Source organism: Streptomyces viridiviolaceus, from assembly GCF_014650995.1.
GTDB lineage: Bacteria > Actinomycetota > Actinomycetes > Streptomycetales > Streptomycetaceae > Streptomyces > Streptomyces viridiviolaceus.
This window is the reverse complement of sequence record NZ_BMWA01000001.1, coordinates 422605-444898: the sequence shown is the minus strand read 5'-3', so window position 1 is coordinate 444898 and position 22294 is coordinate 422605. Positions and strand designations below refer to the sequence as shown.

Annotated in this window: 18 protein-coding genes; 10 read left to right on the top strand and 8 right to left on the bottom strand. The window is 73.5% G+C overall.

The features are described from left to right. Window positions 1–14: 14 nt before the first annotated feature. The 3 genes from hydA to IE260_RS01800 are packed head-to-tail and all read left to right on the top strand — an operon-like array spanning window position 15 to window position 3981. Window positions 15–1418, top strand: a complete 1404-nt coding sequence (gene hydA, locus IE260_RS01810; RefSeq protein ID WP_189868617.1) for a dihydropyrimidinase — start codon at window positions 15–17, stop codon at window positions 1416–1418. 11 nt (window positions 1419–1429) lie between these two features. Then, complete coding sequence (locus IE260_RS01805) at window positions 1430–2431, top strand: TIGR03842 family LLM class F420-dependent oxidoreductase (RefSeq protein ID WP_189868616.1); 1002 nt, start codon at window positions 1430–1432, stop codon at window positions 2429–2431. 29 nt (window positions 2432–2460) lie between these two features. Further along, window positions 2461–3981 carry an NCS1 family nucleobase:cation symporter-1 gene (locus tag IE260_RS01800; protein WP_189868615.1) on the top strand — a complete coding sequence of 507 codons (1521 nt, stop codon included), beginning with the start codon at window positions 2461–2463 and terminating at the stop codon, window positions 3979–3981. Window positions 3982–4003: 22 nt separating this feature from the next. On the opposite strand, the gene IE260_RS01795 is transcribed toward IE260_RS01800, so the two are convergent. The 5 genes from IE260_RS01795 to IE260_RS01780 all read right to left on the bottom strand — a co-directional run bounded on the left by IE260_RS01795 (window position 4004) and on the right by IE260_RS01780 (window position 7849). After that, a complete protein-coding gene (locus tag IE260_RS01795; RefSeq protein WP_189868614.1) occupies window positions 4004–4858 on the bottom strand; it encodes a CAP domain-containing protein in 855 nt (284 codons plus the stop codon). 375 nt (window positions 4859–5233) lie between these two features. Continuing rightward, window positions 5234–5896 (bottom strand): hypothetical protein, encoded by a 663-nt coding sequence (locus IE260_RS01790; protein ID WP_189868613.1) that lies wholly within the window; start codon window positions 5894–5896, stop codon window positions 5234–5236. Between the two features lie 151 nt (window positions 5897–6047). Continuing rightward, on the bottom strand, window positions 6048–6476 hold the full coding sequence (locus IE260_RS41410) for a hypothetical protein (RefSeq protein ID WP_229880332.1): 429 nt from the start codon (window positions 6474–6476) through the stop codon (window positions 6048–6050). A 30-nt stretch (window positions 6477–6506) separates the two neighbouring features. Then, window positions 6507–6851, bottom strand: coding sequence for a class I SAM-dependent methyltransferase (locus IE260_RS41405; RefSeq protein WP_229880330.1), 345 nt, complete (start codon window positions 6849–6851; stop codon window positions 6507–6509). Beyond that, window positions 6848–7849 carry a carboxymuconolactone decarboxylase family protein gene (locus IE260_RS01780; RefSeq protein WP_189868612.1) on the bottom strand — a complete coding sequence of 334 codons (1002 nt, stop codon included), beginning with the start codon at window positions 7847–7849 and terminating at the stop codon, window positions 6848–6850. The genes IE260_RS41405 and IE260_RS01780 overlap by 4 nt, the downstream gene beginning before the upstream one ends. Before the next feature lie 167 nt (window positions 7850–8016). Here IE260_RS01780 and IE260_RS01775 point away from each other — a divergent pair, with 167 nt between their 5' ends. After that, window positions 8017–9120 carry a sensor histidine kinase gene (locus IE260_RS01775; RefSeq protein ID WP_189868611.1) on the top strand — a complete coding sequence of 368 codons (1104 nt, stop codon included), beginning with the start codon at window positions 8017–8019 and terminating at the stop codon, window positions 9118–9120. 41 nt (window positions 9121–9161) lie between these two features. Next, a complete protein-coding gene (locus IE260_RS01770) occupies window positions 9162–9791 on the top strand; it encodes a response regulator (RefSeq protein WP_229880360.1) in 630 nt (209 codons plus the stop codon). A 17-nt stretch (window positions 9792–9808) separates the two neighbouring features. Here the strand turns inward: IE260_RS01770 and lplAB are convergent, their stop codons facing one another. The 3 genes from lplAB to IE260_RS01755 form a co-directional block, all read right to left on the bottom strand. Continuing rightward, a complete protein-coding gene (gene lplAB / locus IE260_RS01765; RefSeq protein ID WP_189868609.1) occupies window positions 9809–10873 on the bottom strand; it encodes a lipoate-protein ligase LplAB in 1065 nt (354 codons plus the stop codon). A gap of 114 nt (window positions 10874–10987) precedes the next feature. After that, window positions 10988–12883: a glycerophosphodiester phosphodiesterase family protein gene (locus IE260_RS01760; RefSeq protein ID WP_189868608.1), complete on the bottom strand. Its 1896-nt coding sequence runs from the start codon at window positions 12881–12883 to the stop codon at window positions 10988–10990. Window positions 12884–13010: 127 nt separating this feature from the next. Beyond that, the gene (locus tag IE260_RS01755; protein WP_189868607.1) at window positions 13011–14621 is read right to left on the bottom strand and encodes an alkaline phosphatase D family protein; all 1611 of its coding nucleotides are present in this window, start codon (window positions 14619–14621) and stop codon (window positions 13011–13013) included. Window positions 14622–15107: 486 nt separating this feature from the next. Between IE260_RS01755 and IE260_RS01750 the strand changes: the two genes are divergently transcribed. The 5 genes from IE260_RS01750 to IE260_RS01730 all read left to right on the top strand — a co-directional run bounded on the left by IE260_RS01750 (window position 15108) and on the right by IE260_RS01730 (window position 22293). Then, entirely contained in the window at window positions 15108–16934 is a 1827-nt protein-coding gene (locus tag IE260_RS01750; protein WP_189868606.1) for a gamma-glutamyltransferase family protein, read from the top strand. Window positions 16935–17345: 411 nt separating this feature from the next. Further along, a complete protein-coding gene (locus IE260_RS01745) occupies window positions 17346–18194 on the top strand; it encodes an inositol monophosphatase family protein (protein WP_189868605.1) in 849 nt (282 codons plus the stop codon). 116 nt (window positions 18195–18310) lie between these two features. Further along, window positions 18311–19720 carry a phytoene desaturase family protein gene (locus tag IE260_RS01740; RefSeq protein WP_189868604.1) on the top strand — a complete coding sequence of 470 codons (1410 nt, stop codon included), beginning with the start codon at window positions 18311–18313 and terminating at the stop codon, window positions 19718–19720. Beyond that, entirely contained in the window at window positions 19717–20262 is a 546-nt protein-coding gene (locus IE260_RS01735; protein WP_189868603.1) for an O-acetyl-ADP-ribose deacetylase, read from the top strand. The genes IE260_RS01740 and IE260_RS01735 overlap by 4 nt, the downstream gene beginning before the upstream one ends. A 444-nt stretch (window positions 20263–20706) precedes the next feature. Continuing rightward, complete coding sequence (locus tag IE260_RS01730) at window positions 20707–22293, top strand: ABC transporter substrate-binding protein (protein ID WP_189868602.1); 1587 nt, start codon at window positions 20707–20709, stop codon at window positions 22291–22293. Window position 22294: the final 1 nt, after the last annotated feature.

Below are 22294 nucleotides of genomic sequence, written 5' to 3'. Positions count from 1 at the left end.
CAGGAGGGAACAGCATGAGCAGCCGTACCGTCATCCGCGGTGGCCTCGTCGTCACCGCGTCCGACGAGATCCACGCCGACGTCCTGATCGAGGACGGCCGCATCGCCGCGCTGGCCGCGACCGGCACCCCGGCCGCCGGGGCGTTCGCGGCCGAGCGGGTCGTCGACGCCACCGGCAAGTACGTCATCCCGGGCGGCGTCGACGGACACACCCACATGGAGATGCCGTTCGGCGGCACCTTCGCCTCGGACACCTTCGAGACCGGCACCCGTGCGGCCGCCTGGGGCGGTACGACCACGATCGTCGACTTCGCGGTCCAGAGCGTCGGCCACTCCCTGCGCGAGGGCCTGGACGCCTGGCACGCCAAGGCCGAGGGCAACTGCGCCATCGACTACGGCTTCCACATGATCGTCTCCGACGTGAACCAGGAGACGCTGAAGGAGATGGACCTGCTGGTCGAGGAGGGCGTGACCTCCTTCAAGCAGTTCATGGCCTATCCGGGCGTCTTCTACAGCGACGACGGCCAGATCCTGCGGGCCATGCAGCGCGCCGCCGAGAACGGCGGGCTGATCATGATGCACGCCGAGAACGGCATCGCGATCGACGTCCTCGTCGAGCAGGCGCTGGCCCGGGGCGAGACCGACCCGCGCCACCACGGCGAGGTCCGCAAGGCCCTGCTGGAAGCCGAGGCCACCCACCGCGCCATCCGGCTCGCCCAGGTGGCCGGGGCCCCGCTGTACGTCGTGCACGTCTCCGCGCGGGAAGCGGTCGCCGAGCTGACCCGGGCCCGCGACGACGGGCTGAACGTCTTCGGCGAGACCTGCCCGCAGTACCTGTTCCTGTCCACCGACAACCTCGCCGAGCCCGACTTCGAGGGCGCCAAGTACGTGTGCAGCACGCCGCTGCGCCCGCGCGAGCACCAGGCGGCGCTGTGGAAGGGCCTCAGGTCCAACGACCTCCAGGTCGTCTCCACCGACCACTGCCCCTTCTGTTTCACGGGCCAGAAGGAGCTGGGCCGCGGCGACTTCTCCAAGATCCCCAACGGCATGCCGGGCGTCGAGAACCGCATGGACCTGCTCCACCAGGCCGTCGTCGACGGGCACATCACCCGCCGCCGCTGGATCGAGATCGCCTGCGCCACCCCGGCCCGCATGTTCGGCCTGTACCCGAAGAAGGGCACCATCGCGCCGGGCGCCGACGCCGACGTCGTGATCTACGACCCGCACGCGGAGCAGGTCATCTCCGCCGAGACCCACCACATGAACGTCGACTACTCGGCGTACGAGGGCAAACGCGTCACCGGCCGCGTCGAGACCGTGTTCTCGCGCGGCGAGCCGGTGATCACCGAGCGGGAGTACACCGGACGCGCGGGTCACGGCGTCTACACCCCGCGCTCCACCTGTCAGTACCTCACCTAGGAGCGGTGCAGATGGACTTCGGACTCGTCCTGCAGACCGACCCGCCGGCCTCCCGTGTCGTCAGCCTGATGCAACGGGCCGAACGCAACGGCTTCCGGTACGGCTGGACCTTCGACTCCGCCGTGCTGTGGCAGGAGCCGTTCGTGATCTACAGCCAGATCCTGGCCAACACCACGACACTGAGGGTCGGCCCGATGGTCACCAACCCGGGCACCCGCACCTGGGAGGTGACCGCCTCCACCTTCGCCACCCTCAACGACATGTTCGGCAACCGGACCGTGTGCGGCATCGGCCGCGGCGACTCCGCCATGCGCGTCGCCGGCCGCAAGCCCAACACCCTCGCCCGCCTGGGCCAGGCGATCGACGCGATCCGCGACCTCGCCGAGGGGCGCGAGGCCGAGGTCGACGGGCAGCCGCTGCGGATCCCGTGGGTGAAGGACGGGAACCTGCCCGTCTGGATGGCGGCGTACGGGCCGAAGGCGCTCGCCCTCGCCGGGCAGAAGGCCGACGGCTTCATCCTCCAGCTCGCCGACCCGTACCTGACCGAGTGGATGGTGAAGGCGGTGCGCGACGCGGCCGCGGAGGCGGGCCGCGATCCCGCCTCCGTCACCATCTGCGTCGCCGCCCCGGCGTACGTCGGTGACGATCTGGCGCACGCACGCGAGCAGTGCCGTTGGTTCGGCGGCATGGTCGGCAACCACGTCGCCGACCTCGTCTCCCGCTACGGCGAACACTCGGGCATGGTCCCCGAGGCCCTCACGGCGTACATCAAGGGACGGCACGGCTACGACTACAGCCACCACGGGCGGGCCGGCAACCCGTCCACGGACTTCGTTCCCGACGAGATCGTCGACCGGTTCTGCCTGCTCGGCCCGGTCGAGGCACACATCGAGAAGCTGAGGGCACTGCGCGAGCTGGGCGTCGACCAGTTCGCCGTGTACGACATGCACGACGCGCAGGAAACGACGATCGACGCGTACGGCGCGGAGATCATCCCGGCACTCGACCGCTGACCGGATCCCTCTGCCGAAGGGCCACGCCCATGACCGCGACCGTCCCGCCCATGCCCTCCGACGGCCCCATACCCGACCCGGCGGGACGCGTCGAGCTCCCGCCCGGCACCGTCCTCACCGACCACCGCTTCGTCAACGACGACCTGCTGCCCGTCCCGCTGGCCCGCCGCCGCTGGACGACGTACAACTTCGCTGCGCTGTGGGTGGGGATGGCCCACAACATCCCCTCCTGGCTCCTGGCCTCCGGACTCGTCGCGCTCGGCATGGACTGGAAGCAGGCCGTGTTCACCATCGCGCTCGCCAATGTGATCGTGCTCGCGCCGATGCTGCTGACCGGCCACGCCGGCCCCAAGTACGGCATCCCGTTCCCGGTGCTGGCCCGCGCCTCGTTCGGGCTGCGCGGCGCCAACCTGCCGGCGATGATCCGGGCCGGGGTGGCGTGCGCCTGGTTCGGCATCCAGACCTGGATCGGCGGCCAGGGCATCTTCGTGCTGCTCGGCAAACTGTTCGGCGGCTGGGCCGAGGCGTCGGAGGTCGGCGGCCAGCCCTGGACGCTGTGGGTGTGCTTCGTCGCGTTCTGGGCCCTCGAACTGGCCATCATCTACCGGGGGATGGAGGCGCTGCGCCGGTTCGAGAACTGGGCCGCGCCGTTCGTCATCGTCGGCGCGCTGGTGCTGCTGGCGTGGATCGCGAACAAGGCCGGCGGCCTCGGACCGCTGCTCGACCAGCCGTCGAAACTCGGCTGGGGCGCGGACTTCTGGCCGGTGTTCTTCCCGTCGCTCATGGGGATGATCGCCTTCTGGTCGACCCTGAGCCTGAACATCCCCGACTTCACCCGCTTCGGCGCGGGCCAGCGCGCCCAGGTCTGGGGCCAGACGCTCGGGCTGCCCACCACCATGACGCTGTTCGCGCTGCTGTCGGTGTTCGTCACCTCCGGCTCGCAGGCGGTGTACGGGGCCGCGGTGTGGGACCCGGTCGCGCTCGCCGCCAGGACCGACAACGTCTTCGGACTTCTCTTCGCCCTCGTGACGGTGCTCGTCGCCACCATCTCGGTGAACATCGCGGCGAACGTCGTCTCACCGGCGTACGACCTGGCGAACCTGGCGCCGCGACTGATCAACTTCCGCACCGGTGCGCTGATCACGGGCGTGGTCGGCGTGCTGATCATGCCGTGGAAGCTGACCGAGACCCCCGAGCTGTACATCTTCACCTGGCTCGGCCTGGTCGGCGGGCTCCTCGGCACCGTGGCCGGCATCCTCATCGCCGACTACTGGTTGATCCGCCGCACCGCCCTGGACCTGCCCGCCCTGTACACGCCCGGCGGACGGTACTGGTACACGTCCGGCTGGAACCTGCGCGCCGTGGCCGCCTTCGTGGTCGGCGGTGTGCTCGCGGTCGGCGGCTCCCACTCGGCCCCGGGCAAGGGGCCGTTCCCCGAGGACGGGCTGATCCCCTTCCTCGAGCCCCTCGCGGACTACGGCTGGGCCGTGGGGCTGGCGGCGTCGCTCGTCGTGTACGTCGCGCTGACGGCGGGCCGCAGGCGCACGTGAGCGCGCCTGCGGCCCCACCTGCCTACCGGGCCGTGCCGAAGTCCTGGGTCCAGTAGGAGTCGGGCTGCGCGAGACCGACGCCGATCTCCTTGAACTCGCAGTTGAGGATGTTCTCCCGGTGGCCGGGGCTGGACATCCAGCCCGCCATCACCTTTTCGGGCGTTTCGTAGCCGTAGGCGACGTTCTCGCCGTAGGTCCTCCAGTTGTAACCGGCGCTCGTGATGCGGTCGGCGGGGGAGGAGCCGTCCGAGCCGGAGTGCGACATGTTGCGGTGGGCCGCCATGTCCTCGCTGTGCGCCTGCGCGGCCTTGGTCAGGGTGGCGTTCACCGTCACCGGGGAGCAACCGGCCTTGCTGCGCTCGGCGTTGACGAGCTCCACGACCTTCGCGACGGCTCCGGAGGCGGGAGCGGCGGCCGTCGGGGTGCTCGGGGAGGAGGGGGTCGCGGAGCCGGAGGGGGCAGGCTTCGCGGTGGGGCGGGAGGCACCCGCGGTGGGCTTGGAGGCACCCGCGGCGGGCTTGGAGGCGGCGGCCTCGGGCGTGGGGGCGGTGGTCCTGGGGGCCGTCGTCTTCGGCTTGTGGGACGGCGTGCCGCCCCTGTGCTTCGGCGCGCCGGACGGCGAGGCGCTCGCGGTGGCGGTCGGCGTCCGCGACGCGGCCGCCTCGGGCTCACCGCCCTGCTGGCTGCTCCACTCGCGGTACCAGTCGGCGTCGCCCCACCTGTCCTCGGCGGCGACCGTGGTGCTCCGGTGCTCGCGGCCCTCGCCGCCGGGCCAGTCGGTACAGGCCATGGCGACGGTGGGTATGCCTATGGCGCCCACGGCGAGTGCCGCAACGACCGGCCGCCGGTAGTGCTGCTTGTGGCGATGCTTTCCCATGCGTGACCTCACTCGGTTGCGACATCCTGAGGTTGGTCATTCTTGGGACGGGCCGACACGCAGGGCAAAGGCCCGTAGTACTAATGCGGCTAGTAGGCCCGAGGAGCCCTTGCGGCGGACGGAGGGGCGTGCCGACGCGCCTTCGTCGGCCTCTCGCCGTTCCTGCCGTCTCGTCAGAAGCCCCCGGCTCGCGAACAACCGACGACCAGCCCGCACGGGCCGGACCGCCACCGCAGCCGGCCCGCTCTCCGCGCACGGCAAGCCGGACAAAGTCCGATATGTCGCTGTGGAGGGTCCTACTAAGAAGCACACATAGATCGGTAAGTGGTGTGACGGATGTCACGGAACCAGGGATTCCGGATCGGCGTCTCGGGGTCAGCCCCGTCCGCCCTCCAGCGCCGCCACCGCCTCCTTGGCGGCCTTGATGGCCCCCTTGTTGATCTCGTCCGTACTGGGCGCCGTCCGGTTCTCGAAGTCGCTGCCGTTGTACGTGATGACCACCAGCGCGTTGGACGCGCGCACCACCACGGTGCCCTCACGCGTCTGCTGCTTGTCCTCGGTGGCGAGGTTCACGACCGAGTAGGCGGCGTCCCCGAGCCCCGGGACCTCGCCCCCGCCGCTCTTGTCGGCGACGCGCTCCTTGTACGACTTCTGCGCCGCCTCGTCCGACTCCATCACCTCGAAGGAGACGTCGAGCCAGCGGTAGTCGTACCCCTTGAGCGCGTTCCAGGAGCAGGTGCGGCGCACCTCGGTGTCGGTCGACGGTATTTCCTTGCCGGCCGCCTCGGCGCCCGGCACGAGCGACGTGACCGTCTTGCCGGCCAGGCTCTCGCAGGGCGCCGGGGCGGCGGCGTACGTCTTCGTCACCGCCTGCGTCGCCGGGGCGGAGGGGGACCGGTCACCGGTCGCGGGCGGCTTCCTGTCCTGGGCGGCCGGGGCCGTGTCCGGACCGGACGACAGCGCCCAGCCCGCCGTGGCGAGCACGGCGACCGGGGCCAGGCGCGCGGTCAGGGCGAGCGGCAGGGGGAGAGAACGCACGGCGCACTTTTCGTGGGGGACGGTGCGGAGGGGGTCCGCACTGCGGACGGGACGCCAGTGTCACACGAGTCCCTGTGGGGCGGAAGTGCCAACTCGCTGCGTGCGCACGCGGTGACGGAGCCGTACCCGACTCCTCACGGCCGCACGGCGGTCACCAGCCACACGCCCGCCCGCATCCGCACCCCCGCGTCGGACGCGTACGGGAGCAGGACCCCCTCCAACTCCGCGCGCCGCTCGGCGGAGACCGCCCCGTCAGGGACGCGGGCAGCAGGAAGTCGACGGCGTCCCCGACGTCCTTGCCCCAGACCGCCTCCGTGGTGACCGGAGTGACCGTCACCTCCGCGAAACGGGCGAGGACTTCCCGGATGCGCTCCGGGTCCGACAGCGAGGCCATCGCGGTCCGCGCGGCCACCGTGTCCGGATCGGGCTCGGCGTCGACGAGCCGTGCGAACACCCCCAGCGCCCGCGCCTCCTCCGAGTCCGAACCCGGCGGCTGCGGGCAGACGAACGCCAGCCGTCCCCCCGGCCGCAGCGCGCGTGCCGGATTGCGGAACGTGGCGGCGTGGTCGGCGAAGAACATCACCCCGCCCCGGCTGACGACGACGTCGTATCAGGCGGGCGGGAAGGGATGCACCTGCGCGTCGCCGCACTCGTACGCCGCGTTCCCGACCCCCTCGGCAGCGGTGCTCGCGCGGGCGCGCTCCAGCAGCGGCGCCGAGATGTCGACGCCGACCGCGTGCCCCGGCGCGGCCGGCCGGGCCGCGATCCGTGTCGTCGCGCCGGCACCGCAGCCCACGTCGAGCACGCGGTCGCCGGGCGCGACGGCCGCGGCGTCGAACAGGGCGCCGTTCACGCCGGCCGGCATCGCGTCGTAGCGCGCCTGGTGCCTGGCCCAGTGGTTGCCGACGGGGCCGTTCCAGGCCTCCGCACGAGGGGGGTCGGCGGCGCGGCTCACGATGCCTCCCGGGCGGTGCGCGCGGACAGGGCGGTCTCGATGCGGTCGACGGCGGCGAACGCGCCGTACGCGACGAGGTGCACCAGGCAGTGGTCGGTGTGCTCCGGGCGGCGCCACGCCGCCACGTCCTCGTCCGTGATCCGGTACGGCGCGAGCGCGGCCAGCAGCGCCAGCCGCGCGCCGGGCCGCTCACGCCGGTCCGGGAACCCGTCCGGGGCGAGCGGCGGATGGGCCCCGTCCCACGCGCCCACGGCCCGGCGTACGAGGGCCTGCTCGTCGGCGTCCAGGAGGCCCCCGCCGGCCAGGGCCGCGGAGCGCAGCGCCGCGTACGCGGGGCCGACGGCCGTCCCGCCCGCCCACTCGGGACCCGGTCCCGGCTCGTCCAGCAGGGCCAGCGACGCCCCCGGCACGGCGGGGCGGCGCACGACGCGTGACAGCGAACGGCCCGCCAGGCTGCGCACCGGGCGCAGGCGCTGCGCGTCGGCCGGGAACAGGTTCTCGGTCAGCAGCGCCGACACGATCCGGTTGATGAAGTGGAAGGCGAGCGCGGTCCCCAGATAACCGGGAGCCTCCTCGCGGGGGAACGGGTACGGCTCGCCGGCGGCGCCCGGCACCCGGGTGCGCCGCCCCCAGTCGAGCACGCGCGCGTGCCCGGCGTCCTCCGGCTCCTGGCCCCGGACCAGCCGCTCGGCCAGGGCGTGGTCGCCGGTGGCGTGCAGCAGCACGGTGTGCGCGTCCACGCAGAACGGGCACTTGTTGGCGGCCGACACCCCGAAGGCGGCGACCTCCTTGCCGGTCCGGCTGCCGGGCCCGGCGATCAGGGACTCCCGCATCAGCGCCCAGGCGGGGGCGAGCAGTGCGGGAGCGGAGGAGAGGACCACGAAGGTGGGCGGCCCGGCGATGCCGAAGTCGCGCGCGATCTGCTCGTAGACCTCCGCGACGCGGCCGGTGGCCGCCTTGGGCGGAAGCGGTTCGGTGTGACGGAAGGATGTGGTCATGGACGCCAGCGTGCGGTGCCGGGACGTTCCCCGTCGTCGTACGGCCGGATGCGGTCCGCGCTGCGCCGAGGGGGCCGGGCCGGGCCGGTCACTACTTCGCGGGGAGTACTCCGGGATCCGTCCACAGGGCTGACGCCGCGGCCGTCGCAGGCGTCTATGGTGCGGACATGAGCGGACGTCAGGTCACACGCGGGCGGCTCGCCGACGCGGTCCTCGCGGTCGTCGTCGGCGCCCTCGTCATGACCACCGCCGCCTTCGACGACGACACGACCGCGCTCGACCACGCGCTCATCGCCCTCGCCTCGGCGCCCCTGGCCTTCCACCGCACCGCCCCGCGCGCCGTGCTGGCCGTCACCACCGCCCTCGGTACGGCGTACGTCCTGCACGCCCACCCGGGGCCACTGTCCGCCCTCCCCGTCCTGGGCGCCGTGCACACCGCGGCCCGCGTCGGCCACCGGGGCGTCGCGGCGGCCGGCAGCGCGGTGTTCCTCGCCGGGTACGTGGCGACGGGCCCCGGGACCCAGGCGGCGGCCGAGCGTGCCGGGCTGCTCGCCGGCTGGTTCCTGTGCGCGGTCGTGACCGGCCTCGCCGACCGCAACTGGCAGGCCTATCTGCGCCAGACCGAGCAGCGCGCCGCGGAGGCGGAGCGCACCCGGGAGGAGGCCGCCCTGCGCCGGGCCGGGGAGGAACGCCTGCGCATCGCCCGGGAGTTGCACGACTCGCTGACGCACAGCATCTCCATCGTCAAACTCCAGGCGGGCGTCGCCGTCCACCTGGCCCGCAAACGGGGCGAGGAGGTGCCGCCGGCGCTGCTCGCCATCCAGGAGGCGAGCGGCGAGGCGATGCGCGAACTGCGCTCCGCCCTCCAGGTGCTGCGCGCCGACGAACCCTCCGGCACGCCCGCCCTGCTCGTGGAGCGTGCCCGCGCGGCCGGCCTGGCCGTCGAGCTGACGGTCAGCGGCGCCGAGCGCGCCCTGCCGGACGCGGTGCACCGGGCCGCCTACCGCATCGTCCAGGAGGGCCTCACCAACGCGGCGCGGCACGCCGGACCGGCCGAGGTGACGGTCCGCATCGACTACGGCGAGGGGGAGTTGACGATCGGCGTGGACGATGACGGGGCCGCCGACCCGGCCCGCCCGCCGGCGCACGGCACCGGCCTGACCGGCATGCGCGAACGCGTCACGGCCCTCGGCGGCACCCTGCACGCCGCCCCGCGCACGGAGGGCGGGTTCTCGGTGCGGGCCCGGCTGCCGCTGGGGGAGGCACCGTGAGCGGGACGATCCGAGTCGCGCTCGTCGACGACCAGGCGCTGATGCGCGCCGGTTTCCGGGCGCTCCTCGACGCCGAGGACGGCATCGAGGTCGTCGGTGAGGCGGCCGACGGGGAGCAGGGCCTGGCACTGGTGCGCGAGCAGGTACCCGACGTCGCGCTGATCGACGTGCAGATGCCGGTGATGTCGGGCATCGAGGCGACCCGCCGGATCGCGGCCGACCCGGAGCTGGCAGCCGTCCGCGTGGTCATCCTCACCAACTACGGCCTGGACGAGTACGTCTTCGAGGCCCTGCGGGCGGGCGCAGGCGGGTTCCTGCTGAAGGACACCGAACCCGCCGATCTGCTCCAGGCCATCGAGGTGGTCGCGCGCGGAGAGGCCCTGCTGTCGCCGTCGGTCACCCGCACCCTGATCGGCGAGTTCGTCTCCCGTCCCCCCGACCGGGCGACGGCCCCCGGCCTGGACCGCCTCACCCGCCGCGAACGCGAGGTCACCGCGCTCGCCGCCCGGGGCCTGACCAACGAGGAGATCGCCGCCCACATGGTCATCAGCCCGCTGACCGCCAAGACCCACATCAGCCGGGCCATGACCAAGCTCGGCGCCCGGGACCGGGCCCAACTGGTCGTGTTCGCCTACGAGTCGGGACTGGTCAAGGCGCGCGGCGACCGATAGCCGGCGTGCGGGGGCGGTCACGGCACCCGGGCGGTCCACTCCGGCGAGGAGAACTTGGCGCGTGCCAGTTCCTCCGCCCGCGCCAGCTCCTCGTCCGTCACCTTGCCCTGGGTCAGCCCGTAGCGACCGCCGAAGGAGGCGATCATCCGCTCGATCACGGCCTCGCGCGGCAGGCCGGTCTGCCGGCGCAGCGGATCCACGCGCTTCTTCGCGCTCCCGATGCCCTTGTCGGACAGCTTCTCCCGCCCGATGCGCAGCACTTCCAGCATCTTCTCGGCGTCGATGTCGTAGGACATGGTCACGTGGTGCAGCACGGCACCGGGACGGCCGGCGTGGCCCACGATCCGCTTCTGCGCGGCGCCCGCGATCTTGCCCTGGTCGGTGGCGATGTCGTTCAGCGGCTGGTACCAGGCCCGGATGCCCATGTCGCCGAGCGCGCCGAGCACCCAGTCGTCGAGATAGGCGTAGCTGTCCTGGAAGGAGAGCCCCTGGACCAACGCCTCCGGTACGGAGAGCGAGTAGGTGATCGTGTTGCCGGGCTCCACGAACATGGCGCCGCCGCCGGAGATCCGGCGCACCACCTCGATGCCGTGGCGGGCGGCGCCCTCGGGGTCCACCTCGTTGCGCAGGGACTGGAAGCTTCCGATGATCACCGCCGGGGCGCCCCACTCCCACACACGCAGCGTCGGCGGGCGCCGGCCGGCGGCCACCTCGCCCGTCAGCACCTCGTCCAGCGCCATGTGCAGGGCGGGGGGCTGCGGACCCTCGTGGATCAGCTGCCAGTCGTAGTCGGTCCAGTCGGTGGCGTGGGCGAGCGCCCGGCGCACGGCGATGCCGACGCCCTCCGGGGTCAGCCCGTACATCACGGTGCCCCCGGGAAGGGCCGCGTCGATCCGCGCGGCCAGCCCCGCCGCGTCGGTGTCCGCCGGGGCACCCTCCAGCGCACGGTTCACGGCGTCGAGCGCCTCGTCCGGTTCGAGGAAGAAATCGCCCGCCACGCGCACGTGACGCAGCACACCGTCCTCGACCTCCACGTCCACGACGACGAGCTTGCCGCCGGGGACCTTGTACTCACCGTGCACCGATCCGCCTCCGTTCCCGTACGGAACGGGCAACAACGGGGAGGAACGGGGTGTTCCCGGCCCGGGCACCGGGGGCACGGGGCCGCCGGGGCGTGCCGGACCGGGAACCCGGGGTCAGCGCGTGTCCGCGTCCTGCTGGAGCTGCCGGGCGTCGGCGGCGATCAGCTCAGCCGCCCCGGCCGGCAGGTCGCCGGTCCGGCCGGCCTTCACCGCCGCGTTCGCCAGCTGGTCGTACTTGCCGCGGGCGAGCCTGCCGAGCAGGTCGGCGACGGTCTGCGGCGTGCCGCCGGAGGTCAGGATCAGGTGGCCGAGGCCCGCCCGGTCGGCCCCGACGGTGAAAGTGGCGGTGGCGACGGCGCTGCCCGAGGCGCCGGTCGCGGTCACCCGCACGGTGTGCTCACCGGCGGTCAGCCGCGTCAGGTCGAGCGCCTCCCCGGCCTTGTGCGGCCGGCCGTCCACCGTGATCTCCGTCTTCGCGGCGTCCGCGTGCTCGGTGTCCACGGCGACCACCGGGCGCTGGGCGCGGTCGAGGACAGCTCCGTCGGCCGGGGAGGTGACCGCCGCGGTCGGCGCGGGCACCGTCTCGCCCTGCGCGCGGGCCTGGTTCCAGCCGACGAGTTCGGCGGGCCGGTTGGTGATGACGGCGTCGACGCCGTAGCCGTCGTACCGCTTCCACTGCGCCGCCGAGTCGATCGTCCACACCATTGTGGCCACGCCCGCCTCGTGCAGGTCGGCGACGATCCCCGGCCGCGTGTCGAGGGCGCCGCCGCTCGGGTTGTACGACGACAGGTGCAGCTCCTCGGCGACCGCCACGGGGTCGGCGTCCAGGGTGCCGACCAGCAGGCCCAGCGGCAGCTCCGGCGCCAGTTCGTGCACCCAGCGCAGGTGGTCGCGGCTGAAGCTCTGCACGAACACGCGGTCGGTCATCCGCTCGGCGCGCACGACGTCGATCATCGCCGCTACCTCCTCCCTGCTGTGCGCCCGCTTGACCTCCAGCAGCAGGTCACCGCCGCGGGTGCGCAGGTCGGCCAGCTGCCGGGCCAGGGTGGGAACGCGCGCGCCGGCGAACGACGGGGCGAACCAGGACCCGGCGTCGAGCCGGTCGAGCTGGGCCGAGGTGAGCGTGGTGATGTCACCGGTGCCGTCGGTGGTGCGGTCGACGGTGTTGTCGTGCATCAGGTAGGGCACGCCGTCCTTGCTGAGCTGGACGTCGTTCTCGATGAGGTCGGCTCCCGCGCGGCGGCCGACCTCCTGGGCGTACATCGTGTTCTCGGGGGCCGCGGACGAGGCCCCGCGGTGCGCGATGACGGTGACCGGGGCGCCTTCGGGACGCAGGTGGCCGTTGGGGCCGAGGGCCGTCACCTTCACGTCGTCGAAGGAGACCCGCGCGCCGTTCACGACCAGGGCGAGGCCACCGTCGGCGGAACGCTGGAGCTGGTTCGTCTTCATCAGCTGCTTGCCGTCGAGGAACCAGGCGGCCTGATGGCCGTGGACCTCGATGCGCACCTTCACGTCCCGTCCGGTGGCGGCGGCGGAGGGCGCGGAGGCGGTGTTGGTGACGTTCCACGCGCCGGCCGGGGTCAGCTGGGCGAACTCCACGCCGTTGGAGGCGGTGCTGCCGCTGCGCAGCGTCGCGATCCACCACGGCGTGGCGCCGGAGGCGGGCACGTCCAGGCCCAGCGCGAACCAGCGCGTGGCCTCGTTGACGCGCTCGAAGCGCGCGGTCGCCTCGAACCGGTAGTCCTTCAGGTGCGGGCCGAAGGTGAGCTTCTTGGTCCCGGAGGCCGCCGTGCCGACCAGCCGGCCGTCCTCCACCTGCCAGTCTCCGTCGACGGCACGCCAGCCGGCGGGCATCGAGCCGGAGTCGAAGTTCTCGGAGACGACCACGTCTCCCGGTTCGGCGGTGGTCTCGGCGTGGGCGGCCGGGGCGAGGGACAGCAGCGTGAGGGAGCCTGCGGCGGCCAGGGCCGTGGCGAATCTGCCGGGCGCGGACTTGGTCTGGGACGTCATGTCGGCGAACGCTAGGAGGGCACGCCGACGGCGGGGCGTCGTGATCATTAAGGCCGGGGGAAATCCGGGGGGACCGGTGGAGCGGGGGCGGCAGACCCCGTTCCACCCGTCCCGCGGCTCATGTGTCTCAGAGCTGTAGGGCTCCGGCGCGGCCGGCCTCCACCAGGAAGGACCCGGCCGTCTCGACCGGCGCGCCCGGTGAGGTCACGTACGGCACCACGCGGTAGTCCGCGCGCAGTTCCCGGTGGGTCAGCCGTATCCGGGTGTAGCCGCGCTGGGCGTTGTGCCACTTGAGGTGCGGATTGACCCCGTCCGTCAGCCAGTTGCGGCCCACCGTGTCCATGGCCGCGCCGTCCTTGCCGGAGGTGAGGGACGTGCCGGCGAACTCGGTCGCGACGACCGGGGAGGCGGGATCGTCGAAGTCCAGCTTGAGGTCGGCGACCACGCTGCGGTGGATGTCGCCGGTCAGCACCACCGGGTTGTTCACACCGCGCTCGTGGAAACCGGTGAGCAGCCGGTCGCGGGCCGCGGTGTAGCCGTCCCACATGTCCAGCCCGGAGGAGAGGATCTCCGGGTCCGGGTTCTGGTCGACCTGGGCGACGAGCGTCTGGTTGGCGAGCACGTTCCAGGTGGCGCGGGAGCGGCCGGCGCCGTCCAGCAGCCACCGCTCCTGCTCCGCGCCGAGCATGGTGCGCGACGGGTCGCGCCGCTCCGCGTCGAAGCCGGGCTTGGTGCCGTCCCCGCCGACCTGGTCGTCACGGTGGGAGCGGCTGTCCAGGACGTGCAGGTCCAGCAGGGAACCGAAGCCGAGCCGCCGGTACATGCGCGCCCGGTCGCCCTGGGGCTTCTGCGGCAGACGCAGCGGGAGGTGCTCGTAGTAGGCCTGCATCGCGGACGCCTTGCGCGCCTTGAAGGCGGCCGTGTCCGCGTCGGGGAAGCCGTCGCCGTCGATCTGCGCCACGTCGCCGGCCCAGTTGTTCTCGATCTCGTGGTCGTCCCAGGTGAGGATCCACGCGAAGGCGGCGTGCGCGGCCTGCAGGTCGGTGTCCAGCTTGGTGAGGGCGTAGCGGTTGCGGTACTCGGCCAGGGTGTAGGTCTCGCGCTGGAAGGAGGCGTCGAGCGTCATGCCGCGCACGCCGGCGGTGGCGCCCACCCCGTTCTCGTAGAGGTAGTCGCCGAGGTGCACGACGAAGTCCAGGTCCTCCGCGGCCATGTGCCGGTACGCCGTGTAGAAGCCCTCGTACCAGCACTGGCAGGACGCGAAGGCGAAGCTGGTGGCGGCGAGGCGGCCGTGGCCGCGCGGGTCGGGAGCGGTGCGGGCGCGGCCGACCGGGCTGATCGCCCCGCCGGTGCGGAACCGGTAGAAGTACTCGCGGTCCGGCCTCAGCCCGGTGACCTCGGCGTGCACCGAGTGGGCGAGCTCGGGCACGGCCCAGGTGCGTCCCGAGCGGACCACGTGGCGGAAGTGCTCGTCGGTCGCCACCTGCCACGCGACGGACACCTTGCGCTCGGGCATGCCGCCCCGGCTGTCGAGGGCCAGCGGGTCGGGTGCCAGCCTGGTCCACAGCACGAAGCCGTCCGCGGTCGGGTCGCCGGCCGCGACCCCGAGCCGGTACGGGTCGTCGGCGTAGCGCGGGGTGGCCCAGGCGGCGCCGCCGCTCAGGCCCGCGCTGAACAGGCCGAGAGCGGCGGTGGTCACGCCGGCGGTGCCGAGCAGGCGGCGTCTGCTGATCTCCACGGGTGGAGTCCCTTCATGACGGAGGACCGCGGGACTGGACGGCGCCTGGCGCACGGTGGTCCTGGGCACCGGCACCGGGAGGGCGGCGACTTGAGGCCGTGCGGTCCCCGCGGTGCCCCGCACGGCCACCGGGCGGGAGCATGATCGTCAGGGCAGGTGGCGCCGGGGCGTGGAGCAGGGGTGCGGTCGGCCACGGGCACGCGAACAGCCGTGGACGCGCGGCGCGTTGGACCGGGCAGGCCGCGCGCCGACGCGGGACGGGGACCAGCGGAGGGGCGGGGTGCTCGGGCACCTGTCGGGGAGCCGGAGACGATCGGTAGCCTGCCGGTGACCGGACGACGGTGACCCCGGCGCGGACTCCCGGCAGGTGCCCGGCGCGAACCCTCCCCGGGGCCTGGCCGGCGCGGACTCCCGGGAGCCGGCCCGGCACGGGCCCCGCCGGCCGACCGGACCGAGTGGCGCGCACGACAACGAGGTGAGACCGGCATGTTCACGACCCGCCCGACGCTCCAGGGCACCTTCGGCATGGTGTCCTCCACCCACTGGCTGGCCTCGCAGTCGGCGATGGCCGTCCTGGAGGACGGGGGCAACGCCTACGACGCCGCCGTGGCGGGCGCCTTCGTGCTGCACGTCGTCGAACCGCACCTGAACGGACCGGCGGGCGAGGTGCCGATCCTGCTCGCCCCGGCGGGTGGCGACGTGCGGGTGCTGTGCGGACAGGGCGTCGCACCGGCGGGCGCGACCGTCGCGCACTACCGGGGGCTCGGCCTGGACCTCGTGCCCGGCACGGGGCCGCTCGCCGCCGCCGTGCCCGGTGCCTTCGACGCCTGGATGCTGCTGCTGCGCGACCACGGCACCAAGTCCCTCGCCGACGTCCTGAAATACGCGATCGGCTACGCCGAGCACGGCCACGCGCCCGTGGAGCGCTTCTGCGAGACCGTGGAGACCGTGCGGGGGCTGTTCGCGAAGGAGTGGACGTCCTCCGCGGAGGTCTACCTGCCGGACGGACGCCCGCCGAGGCCCGGCACCCTCTTCCGCAACCCCGCCCTCGCCGCCACCTGGAAGCGGCTCCTCGCCGAGGTCGCCGGTGCGGGGGACCGGGAGGCCCGGATCGAGGCGGCCCGCGAGGTCTGGCGCACCGGGTTCGTCGCCGAGGCCCTGGTACGGCAGGCGGGGCGCCCCACCATGGACACCAGCGGCGAGCGCCATGCCGGCACCCTCACGGCCGCCGACCTCGCCGGCTGGTCCGCGGCCTACGAGAGCCCGGTCACGTACGACTGGAACGGCTGGACCGTGTGCAAGGCCGGCCCCTGGAGCCAGGGCCCCGTCCTGCTCCAGCAACTGGCGCTGCTCCCGCCCGAACTGCCCCGGTACGGCTCCGCCGACTACGTCCACCTGCTGATCGAGGGCTGCAAACTCGCCATGGCCGACCGGGAGGCCTGGTACGGGGACGCGGCCGAGGTGCCGCTCGACGACCTGCTGTCGCCGGAGTACAACGCGGCGCGGCGGGAGCTCGTCGGCGACAAGGCGTCCTACGAGCTGCGGCCCGGGAGCCCGGGCGGGCGCACCCCGCGACTGAGTGCCCACGCGCGCGTGGCGGCCGTCGAGGGGGCCGGGTTCGACGCCCTGGGCATCGGCGAGCCCACGGTCGCGAAGAGCCCGGTGTCACCGGTCCCGGGCGAACCGGACGTCGCCGCCGACGGGGGCACCCGCGGGGACACCTGCCACCTCGACGTCGTGGACCGCTGGGGCAACATGGTCGCGGCCACGCCCAGCGGCGGCTGGCTCCAGTCCAACCCCGTCGTGCCCGAACTCGGCTTCCCGCTCGGCACCCGGCTGCAGATGACCTGGCTGGAGGAGGGCCTGCCGAACGCGCTCACGCCGGGACGCCGGCCGCGCACCACGCTCACCCCCTCGATCGCCCTGCGCGACGGTGTGCCCGTCATGGCGTTCGGGACGCCCGGCGGGGACCAGCAGGACCAGTGGCAGCTGCACTTCCTCCTGGCCGTCGCGCTGCGCGCGAAGGTGCGCGGGGGCCTCGACCTGCAGGGCGCCATCGACGCCCCGAACTGGCACAACGACGGCTTCCCCGGTTCCTTCTTCCCGCGCGGCATGCGGCCGGGCAGCGTGACCGTGGAGTCCCGCACGGACCCGGCCGTCGTCGCGGAACTGCGCCGCCGGGGCCACGACGTCGTCGTGGGCGACGCCTGGTCGGAGGGGCGGCTGTGCGCGGTCGCGCGGGACCCGGAGACGGGCATCCTGTCGGCGGCGGCCAATCCGCGCGGCATGCAGGGGTACGCGGTCGGCCGCTGAGGCGGTGCGGCGGCCGACGCGACGAGGCGCTGTCGCGCTGTGGCGGGATGTGGCGTGTGTCCCGCTGCCGCAGGATGTGGTGGCGGCGTCCCCCCGTCGCGGTCACGCGCCGCCGCGGAAGGGTGCCGACGTGCTGTCCCGGTCGGGTGTCGGCGCTGTGGGGTGGTGGCCCGTTGTCGTGGAGGGGTGCCGACGTGCTGTTCCGGTCGGGTGCCGGCGCTGTGGGGTGGTGGCCCGCCGTCGGGGTGTGGCGCCGACGCGCTGGCGCGGTCACTCGCTGTCGCGTCGCCGGCCGTGCCCAGTGGCGCCGTCCCGCGCGCCGTGACCAGCGGAACCGGGAATTCATGCCGATTCCACCCGGAGTGCACGGGCCGGGCGGGGATTGTCAGTGGCGCGTGCTCTCATGGACCCATGATCGAAGACATCGAAACCATCGACGAGTTTCTCACCCGGCACGCCGACGGCGTGGAGGAAGCCGTTCGCAAGGCGGCCGCCCAGGAGATCATGCCGCGCTGGCGCCGGCTCGCGGCACACGAGGTCGACCAGAAGGCCGGCCCGCACGACCTGGTGACGGACGCCGACCGCCAGGCCGAGCAGTACCTGACCGAGGCCCTGGCGGACCTGCTGCCCGGTTCCGTGGTGGTCGGCGAGGAGGCGGTGCACGCCAACCCGGCCTCGTACGAGGCGATACGGGGCGAGGCGCCGGTGTGGATCGTCGACCCGGTCGACGGGACACGGCAGTTCGTGCAGGGCGACCCCGGCTTCTGCACCCTGGTCGCGCTCGCCCACCACGGAGTCCTGCGGGCCTCCTGGACCTACGCGCCGGCTCTCGACCAACTCGCCACGGCGGTACGGGACCAGGGCGCCTTCCTGAACGGCGAGCGGCTGCTCGCCGGCCCGCCGGAGCCCGGCCGCGACCTCGACGTCGCCACCTCCCACCCGGACTACACGACGGACGAGCAGAAGCGGGCCCTGCTCGCCCTGCGCACCCCGGGCGTCGCCCCCCGCCCCTGCGGCTCGGCGGGCCTGGAGTACCTCGCCGTCGCCCGCGGCGAGTCGGACGCCACGGCGTTCTCCTGGGAAGCGGCCTGGGACCACGCCGCGGGCCTCCTCCTGGTCGAGGAGGCGGGCGGCACCCACCTGACCCGCACCGGCGAGCCCTTCCGCATCACGGGCGGCAACGAGCTGCCGTTCACCGCGGCCCGCGACGCGGCCACGGCCCGCCGCGTGGTGGCGCTGCTGTCGGGCGAGGGCGCCTGACCGCCGGGGGCCCGGCGCCCGCCCTCCCGCCACCCGCGGCCGGACGGTGTCGGCGCCCCGGCATATCCTGATCCCCAGTGGCCATCGGCTGACGAAGGGGTCCGAAGGTGCCGTCGATGCTCGATGCGGTCGTGGTGGGTGCGGGGCCGAACGGGCTGACGGCTGCCGTGGAGCTGGCCCGCCGCGGCTTCTCCGTCGCCGTCTTCGAGGCCCGGGACACCGTGGGCGGCGGCGCCCGCACCGAGGAACTGACCCTGCCGGGCTTCCGGCACGACCCGTGCTCCGCCGCGCACCCGCTCGCCATCAACTCGCCCGCCTTCCGCGCCCTGCCGCTGGAGCGGTACGGACTGGAGTGGCTGCACGCCGAGCTGCCCATGGCCCACCCGTTCCCGGACGGCTCCGCCGCCGTGCTGGCCCGGTCCGTCGGCGCGACGGCCGCCTCGTTCGGACCGCGCGACGCGGGCACCTACCGCAGGCTGGTCGAGCCCTTCCTCGCCAGGTGGGACACCCTGGCCCGGGACTTCATGTCCCTGCCGCTCACCGCGCTGCCCCGGGACCCGGTCACCCTCGCCCGGTTCGGCCTCGTCGGCCTGCCCCCGTCGACCTGGCTGACGCGCCGCTTCCGGGACGAGAAGGCCAAGACCCTGTTCGCCGGCCTCGTCGCGCACGTGATGGCGCCGCTCGGCGGCTTCGCCACCGGCGCCATCGGCCTGGTCTTCGCCCTCGCCGCGCACGCCCGCGGCTGGCCCGTGGCCCGCGGCGGCTCCCAGGCCGTCTCCGACGCGCTCGCCGCCCACCTGAAGGACCTCGGCGGCACCGTCCACACCGACTTCGAGGTCAAGCGCCTCGACGACCTGCCGCCCGCGCGCGCGTACGTCTTCGACACCTCACCCACCGCCCTGGCCCGCATCGCCGGCTTCGGCGACTACTACCGGCACTACCGGTACGGCCCCGGCGTCTTCAAGATCGACTACGCGCTGGACGGCCCGGTCCCTTGGACCGCGCAGGAGGCACGCGCCGCGAGCACCGTGCAGGTCGGCGCCGACAGCAGGGAGATCGGCGCCGCCCTGCGCGCGGCCTCCCGCGAGGGCCGCGCACCCGACCCGCCGTTCCTGATCACCGTGCAGCCCAGCGTCGCCGACCCGACCCGGGCCCCGGCCGGCAAGCACGTCTTCTGGGCGTACGGCCACGTGCCCAGCGGCTGGACCGGTGACCTCACCGACGCCATAGAACGCCAGCTGGAGCGCTTCGCCCCCGGCTTCCGCGACCGCGTCCTGGCCCGCGCGACCGCCGGGCCGCCCGAGGTCGCCGCCCGCAACGCCAACTACGTCGGCGGGGACATCGCCTCCGGCGCGGTCTCCGGTCTGCAGGTCCTGCTGCGCCCCAAGCTGTCCCTGTTTCCGTACACCACCCCCCACCCGGCCGTCTTCATCTGCTCCTCGGCCACCCCGCCGGGCCCCGGGGTGCACGGCATGTCCGGACACAACGCGGCGAAGGCCGTCTGGCGGAGACTGAGGCAGACATGACCACCATCACGCTGGTCAAGGGCGACATCACGCGCGAGAGCGCCGACGCGATCGTCAACGCGGCCAACTCCTCCCTCCTCGGCGGAGGCGGCGTCGACGGCGCCATCCACCGGCGCGGCGGCCCCGCGATCCTCGACGAGTGCCGCAGGCTGCGCGCCGGGCTCCCCCACTCTCGGCTTCGCTCGAGCGGGGGGACCCCCGTCGGCAAGGGCCTGCCCACCGGCCAGGCCGTCGCCACCACGGCGGGCGACCTGGACGCCCGCTGGGTGATCCACACCGTGGGCCCGGTCTGGTCGGCCACGGAGGACCGTTCCGGCCTGCTGGCCTCCTGCTACCGCGAGTCCCTGCGGGTCGCCGACGACCTGGGCGCCCGCACGATCGCCTTCCCCGCCATCTCCACCGGTGTCTACGGCTGGCCGATCGACGACGGCGCCCGCATCGCCGTCGAGACGGTGCGGAGCGCCGGGACCTCGATGGAGGAGGTCCGGTTCGTCCTCTTCGACGACCGGGCGTACGAGGCGTTCGCCGCGCAGGTCGGCTGACGGACGCGGGTGACCGTGCCCTCGCCGGTGCGGGAGCGCGTGCGCCCGCGCCCCGCTGATCTCGCGGGCGAGTGAGCCCGACGTCCTTCTCCGCGCCGGCCCTCGCGTCCGCCTGATCGCCCGTGAACAGGGCGTGCGTCCCGCGGACAGGGCATGCGTCCCGCGGACCGGCGGACGGCCGGCCGGCGGACTCCGACGTCCCCGGTGTCCCGGATGAGTCCGTGCACCCGCTCGGCGTCCGGCAGGTGCGAACTGCGTCCGTCCCGCGCCGGTGACACATCCTCGGCACCGCTCCCCGGGGCGACGGGCCGGCGCGCGCCGGTGCGCCCCGGCCGGACGGCGTCTCGTCACGGGCGGCGGTCGATGTGCGCTCCCACCAGGCTTGACGCTTCAATTGCGAATGATGTGCAATAGCCTGTCGACAGCAACAAGTGTGGGGGAGACATGACGACCCGTCCGATACGAACTGCCGCCGTCGCGACGGCGCTGGCCGCCGGCCTCGCCGCCTGCTCGGCGCCCGGGGGCGGAACGGACGACGCCGAGAACGCCGGTTCCGTCGTGATCGGCGTGGCCTCCGAGCCGGACACGCTCAGCCCGCTGCTCGGCTACGGCAAGGACGGGAACTCCAAGATCTTCGACGGGCTGCTCGCCCGCGACACCGACCTGAAGCTGAAGCCCGCCCTGGCGACCGCGCTGCCCGAGGTCGGCGACGGCGGCCGCACCTACACGTACACCCTGCGCAAGGGCGTGAAGTTCAGCGACGGCGAACCGCTGACGCCCGCCGACGTGGTCTTCACCTACAGAACCGTCCTCGACGCCGAGACCAACAACACCGCACGGAGCGAACTGGACGCCGTCGAGGACGTCCGGGCGAGCGGCGACGACAAGGTCGTCTTCACGCTCAAGTACCCGTACGCCCCCTTCGCCGCGCGGACCGTGCTGCCCATCGTCCCCGAGCACATCGCGGGCGAGCAGGACCCCAACACCGGCTCCTTCAACACCGAGCCGGTCGGCACCGGACCGTACGTCCTCACAGGCTGGAGCAAGGGCGAGAAGCTCACCTTCAAGGCCAACCCGCACTACTGGGGCGGCGAGCCCGAGGTGAAGTCCTTCACCATGGCGATCGTCGCCGACGACAACGTCCGCGCCACCCGGCTGCGCTCCGGCGACCTCGACGGCGCCGTCCTCCCGCCCAACCTCGCCGCCACCTTCGAGAAGGAGGACGGCAAGCGCACCTACGAGGCGAAGTCCTACGACTTCCGGGCCGTCACCCTGCCCACCGGGAACGAGGTCACCGGCGACCGCGCCGTCCGGCAGGCCCTGGACGCCGCCGTGGACCGCCAGGCCATGGTCGACAAGATCCTCGACGGGGCGGGCACGCCCGCCTACGGCCCGCTGCCCACCGACGACCCGTGGTACGAGCGGAGCATCGAACGCCCCCACGACCTCGCCAAGGCCAAGAGGATCCTGGACGACGCGGGCTGGAAGCCCGGTTCGGACGGCATCCGTGCCAAGGACGGACAGCGCGCCACGTTCACGCTGTACTACCCGTCCGGCGACAAGGTCCGCCAGGACCACGCGCTCGCCTACGCCTCCGACGCCAAGAAGGCCGGCATCGAGGTGAAGGTGGAGGGCGCCACCTGGGAGGTCATCGAGCCGCGCATGAAGAGCGACGCGGTCCTGGCCGGCTTCGGCAGCGTCGGCGACCCGGACTTCGGCCTCTACACCCTGCTGCACTCCTCCCTGGCCGGCGACGGCTTCAACAACATGGCGCACTACGACGACCCGGGGGTGGACGAAGCGCTCGAGGCCGGCCGCCGCAGCCAGGACCCCGACAAGCGCGGCGCCGCCTACGACAAGCTCCAGAAGGAACTGGTCGACAACCCCGGCTACACCTTCCTCACCCACATCGACCACCTCTACGTGCTCGCCGACCGCTGGGACGGGCTGACCACCCAGCTGGAACCGCACGAGCACGGCTTCGCCAGCGGCCCCTGGTGGAACATCGAGGACTGGAAGCCCGAGAAATGAG

Bases quoted from the DNA above. Each gene is read 5' to 3' on its own strand.
- hydA (WP_189868617.1), top strand. From the start codon at position 15: ATGAGCAGCCGTACCGTCATCCGCGGTGGCCTCGTCGTCACCGCGTCC.
- IE260_RS01770 (WP_229880360.1), top strand. From the start codon at position 9,162: ATGCGCGCCGGTTTCCGGGCGCTCCTCGACGCCGAGGACGGCATCGAG.
- IE260_RS01795 (WP_189868614.1), bottom strand. From the start codon at position 4,858: ATGGGAAAGCATCGCCACAAGCAGCACTACCGGCGGCCGGTCGTTGCG.
- IE260_RS01730 (WP_189868602.1), top strand. From the start codon at position 20,707: ATGACGACCCGTCCGATACGAACTGCCGCCGTCGCGACGGCGCTGGCC.
- IE260_RS01750 (WP_189868606.1), top strand. From the start codon at position 15,108: ATGTTCACGACCCGCCCGACGCTCCAGGGCACCTTCGGCATGGTGTCC.
- IE260_RS01780 (WP_189868612.1), bottom strand. From the start codon at position 7,849: ATGACCACATCCTTCCGTCACACCGAACCGCTTCCGCCCAAGGCGGCC.
- IE260_RS01800 (WP_189868615.1), top strand. From the start codon at position 2,461: ATGACCGCGACCGTCCCGCCCATGCCCTCCGACGGCCCCATACCCGAC.
- IE260_RS01760 (WP_189868608.1), bottom strand. From the start codon at position 12,883: ATGACGTCCCAGACCAAGTCCGCGCCCGGCAGATTCGCCACGGCCCTG.
- IE260_RS01775 (WP_189868611.1), top strand. From the start codon at position 8,017: ATGAGCGGACGTCAGGTCACACGCGGGCGGCTCGCCGACGCGGTCCTC.
- IE260_RS41410 (WP_229880332.1), bottom strand. From the start codon at position 6,476: ATGTTCTTCGCCGACCACGCCGCCACGTTCCGCAATCCGGCACGCGCG.
- IE260_RS01745 (WP_189868605.1), top strand. From the start codon at position 17,346: ATGATCGAAGACATCGAAACCATCGACGAGTTTCTCACCCGGCACGCC.
- IE260_RS01735 (WP_189868603.1), top strand. From the start codon at position 19,717: ATGACCACCATCACGCTGGTCAAGGGCGACATCACGCGCGAGAGCGCC.
- IE260_RS01740 (WP_189868604.1), top strand. From the start codon at position 18,311: ATGCTCGATGCGGTCGTGGTGGGTGCGGGGCCGAACGGGCTGACGGCT.
- IE260_RS01805 (WP_189868616.1), top strand. From the start codon at position 1,430: ATGGACTTCGGACTCGTCCTGCAGACCGACCCGCCGGCCTCCCGTGTC.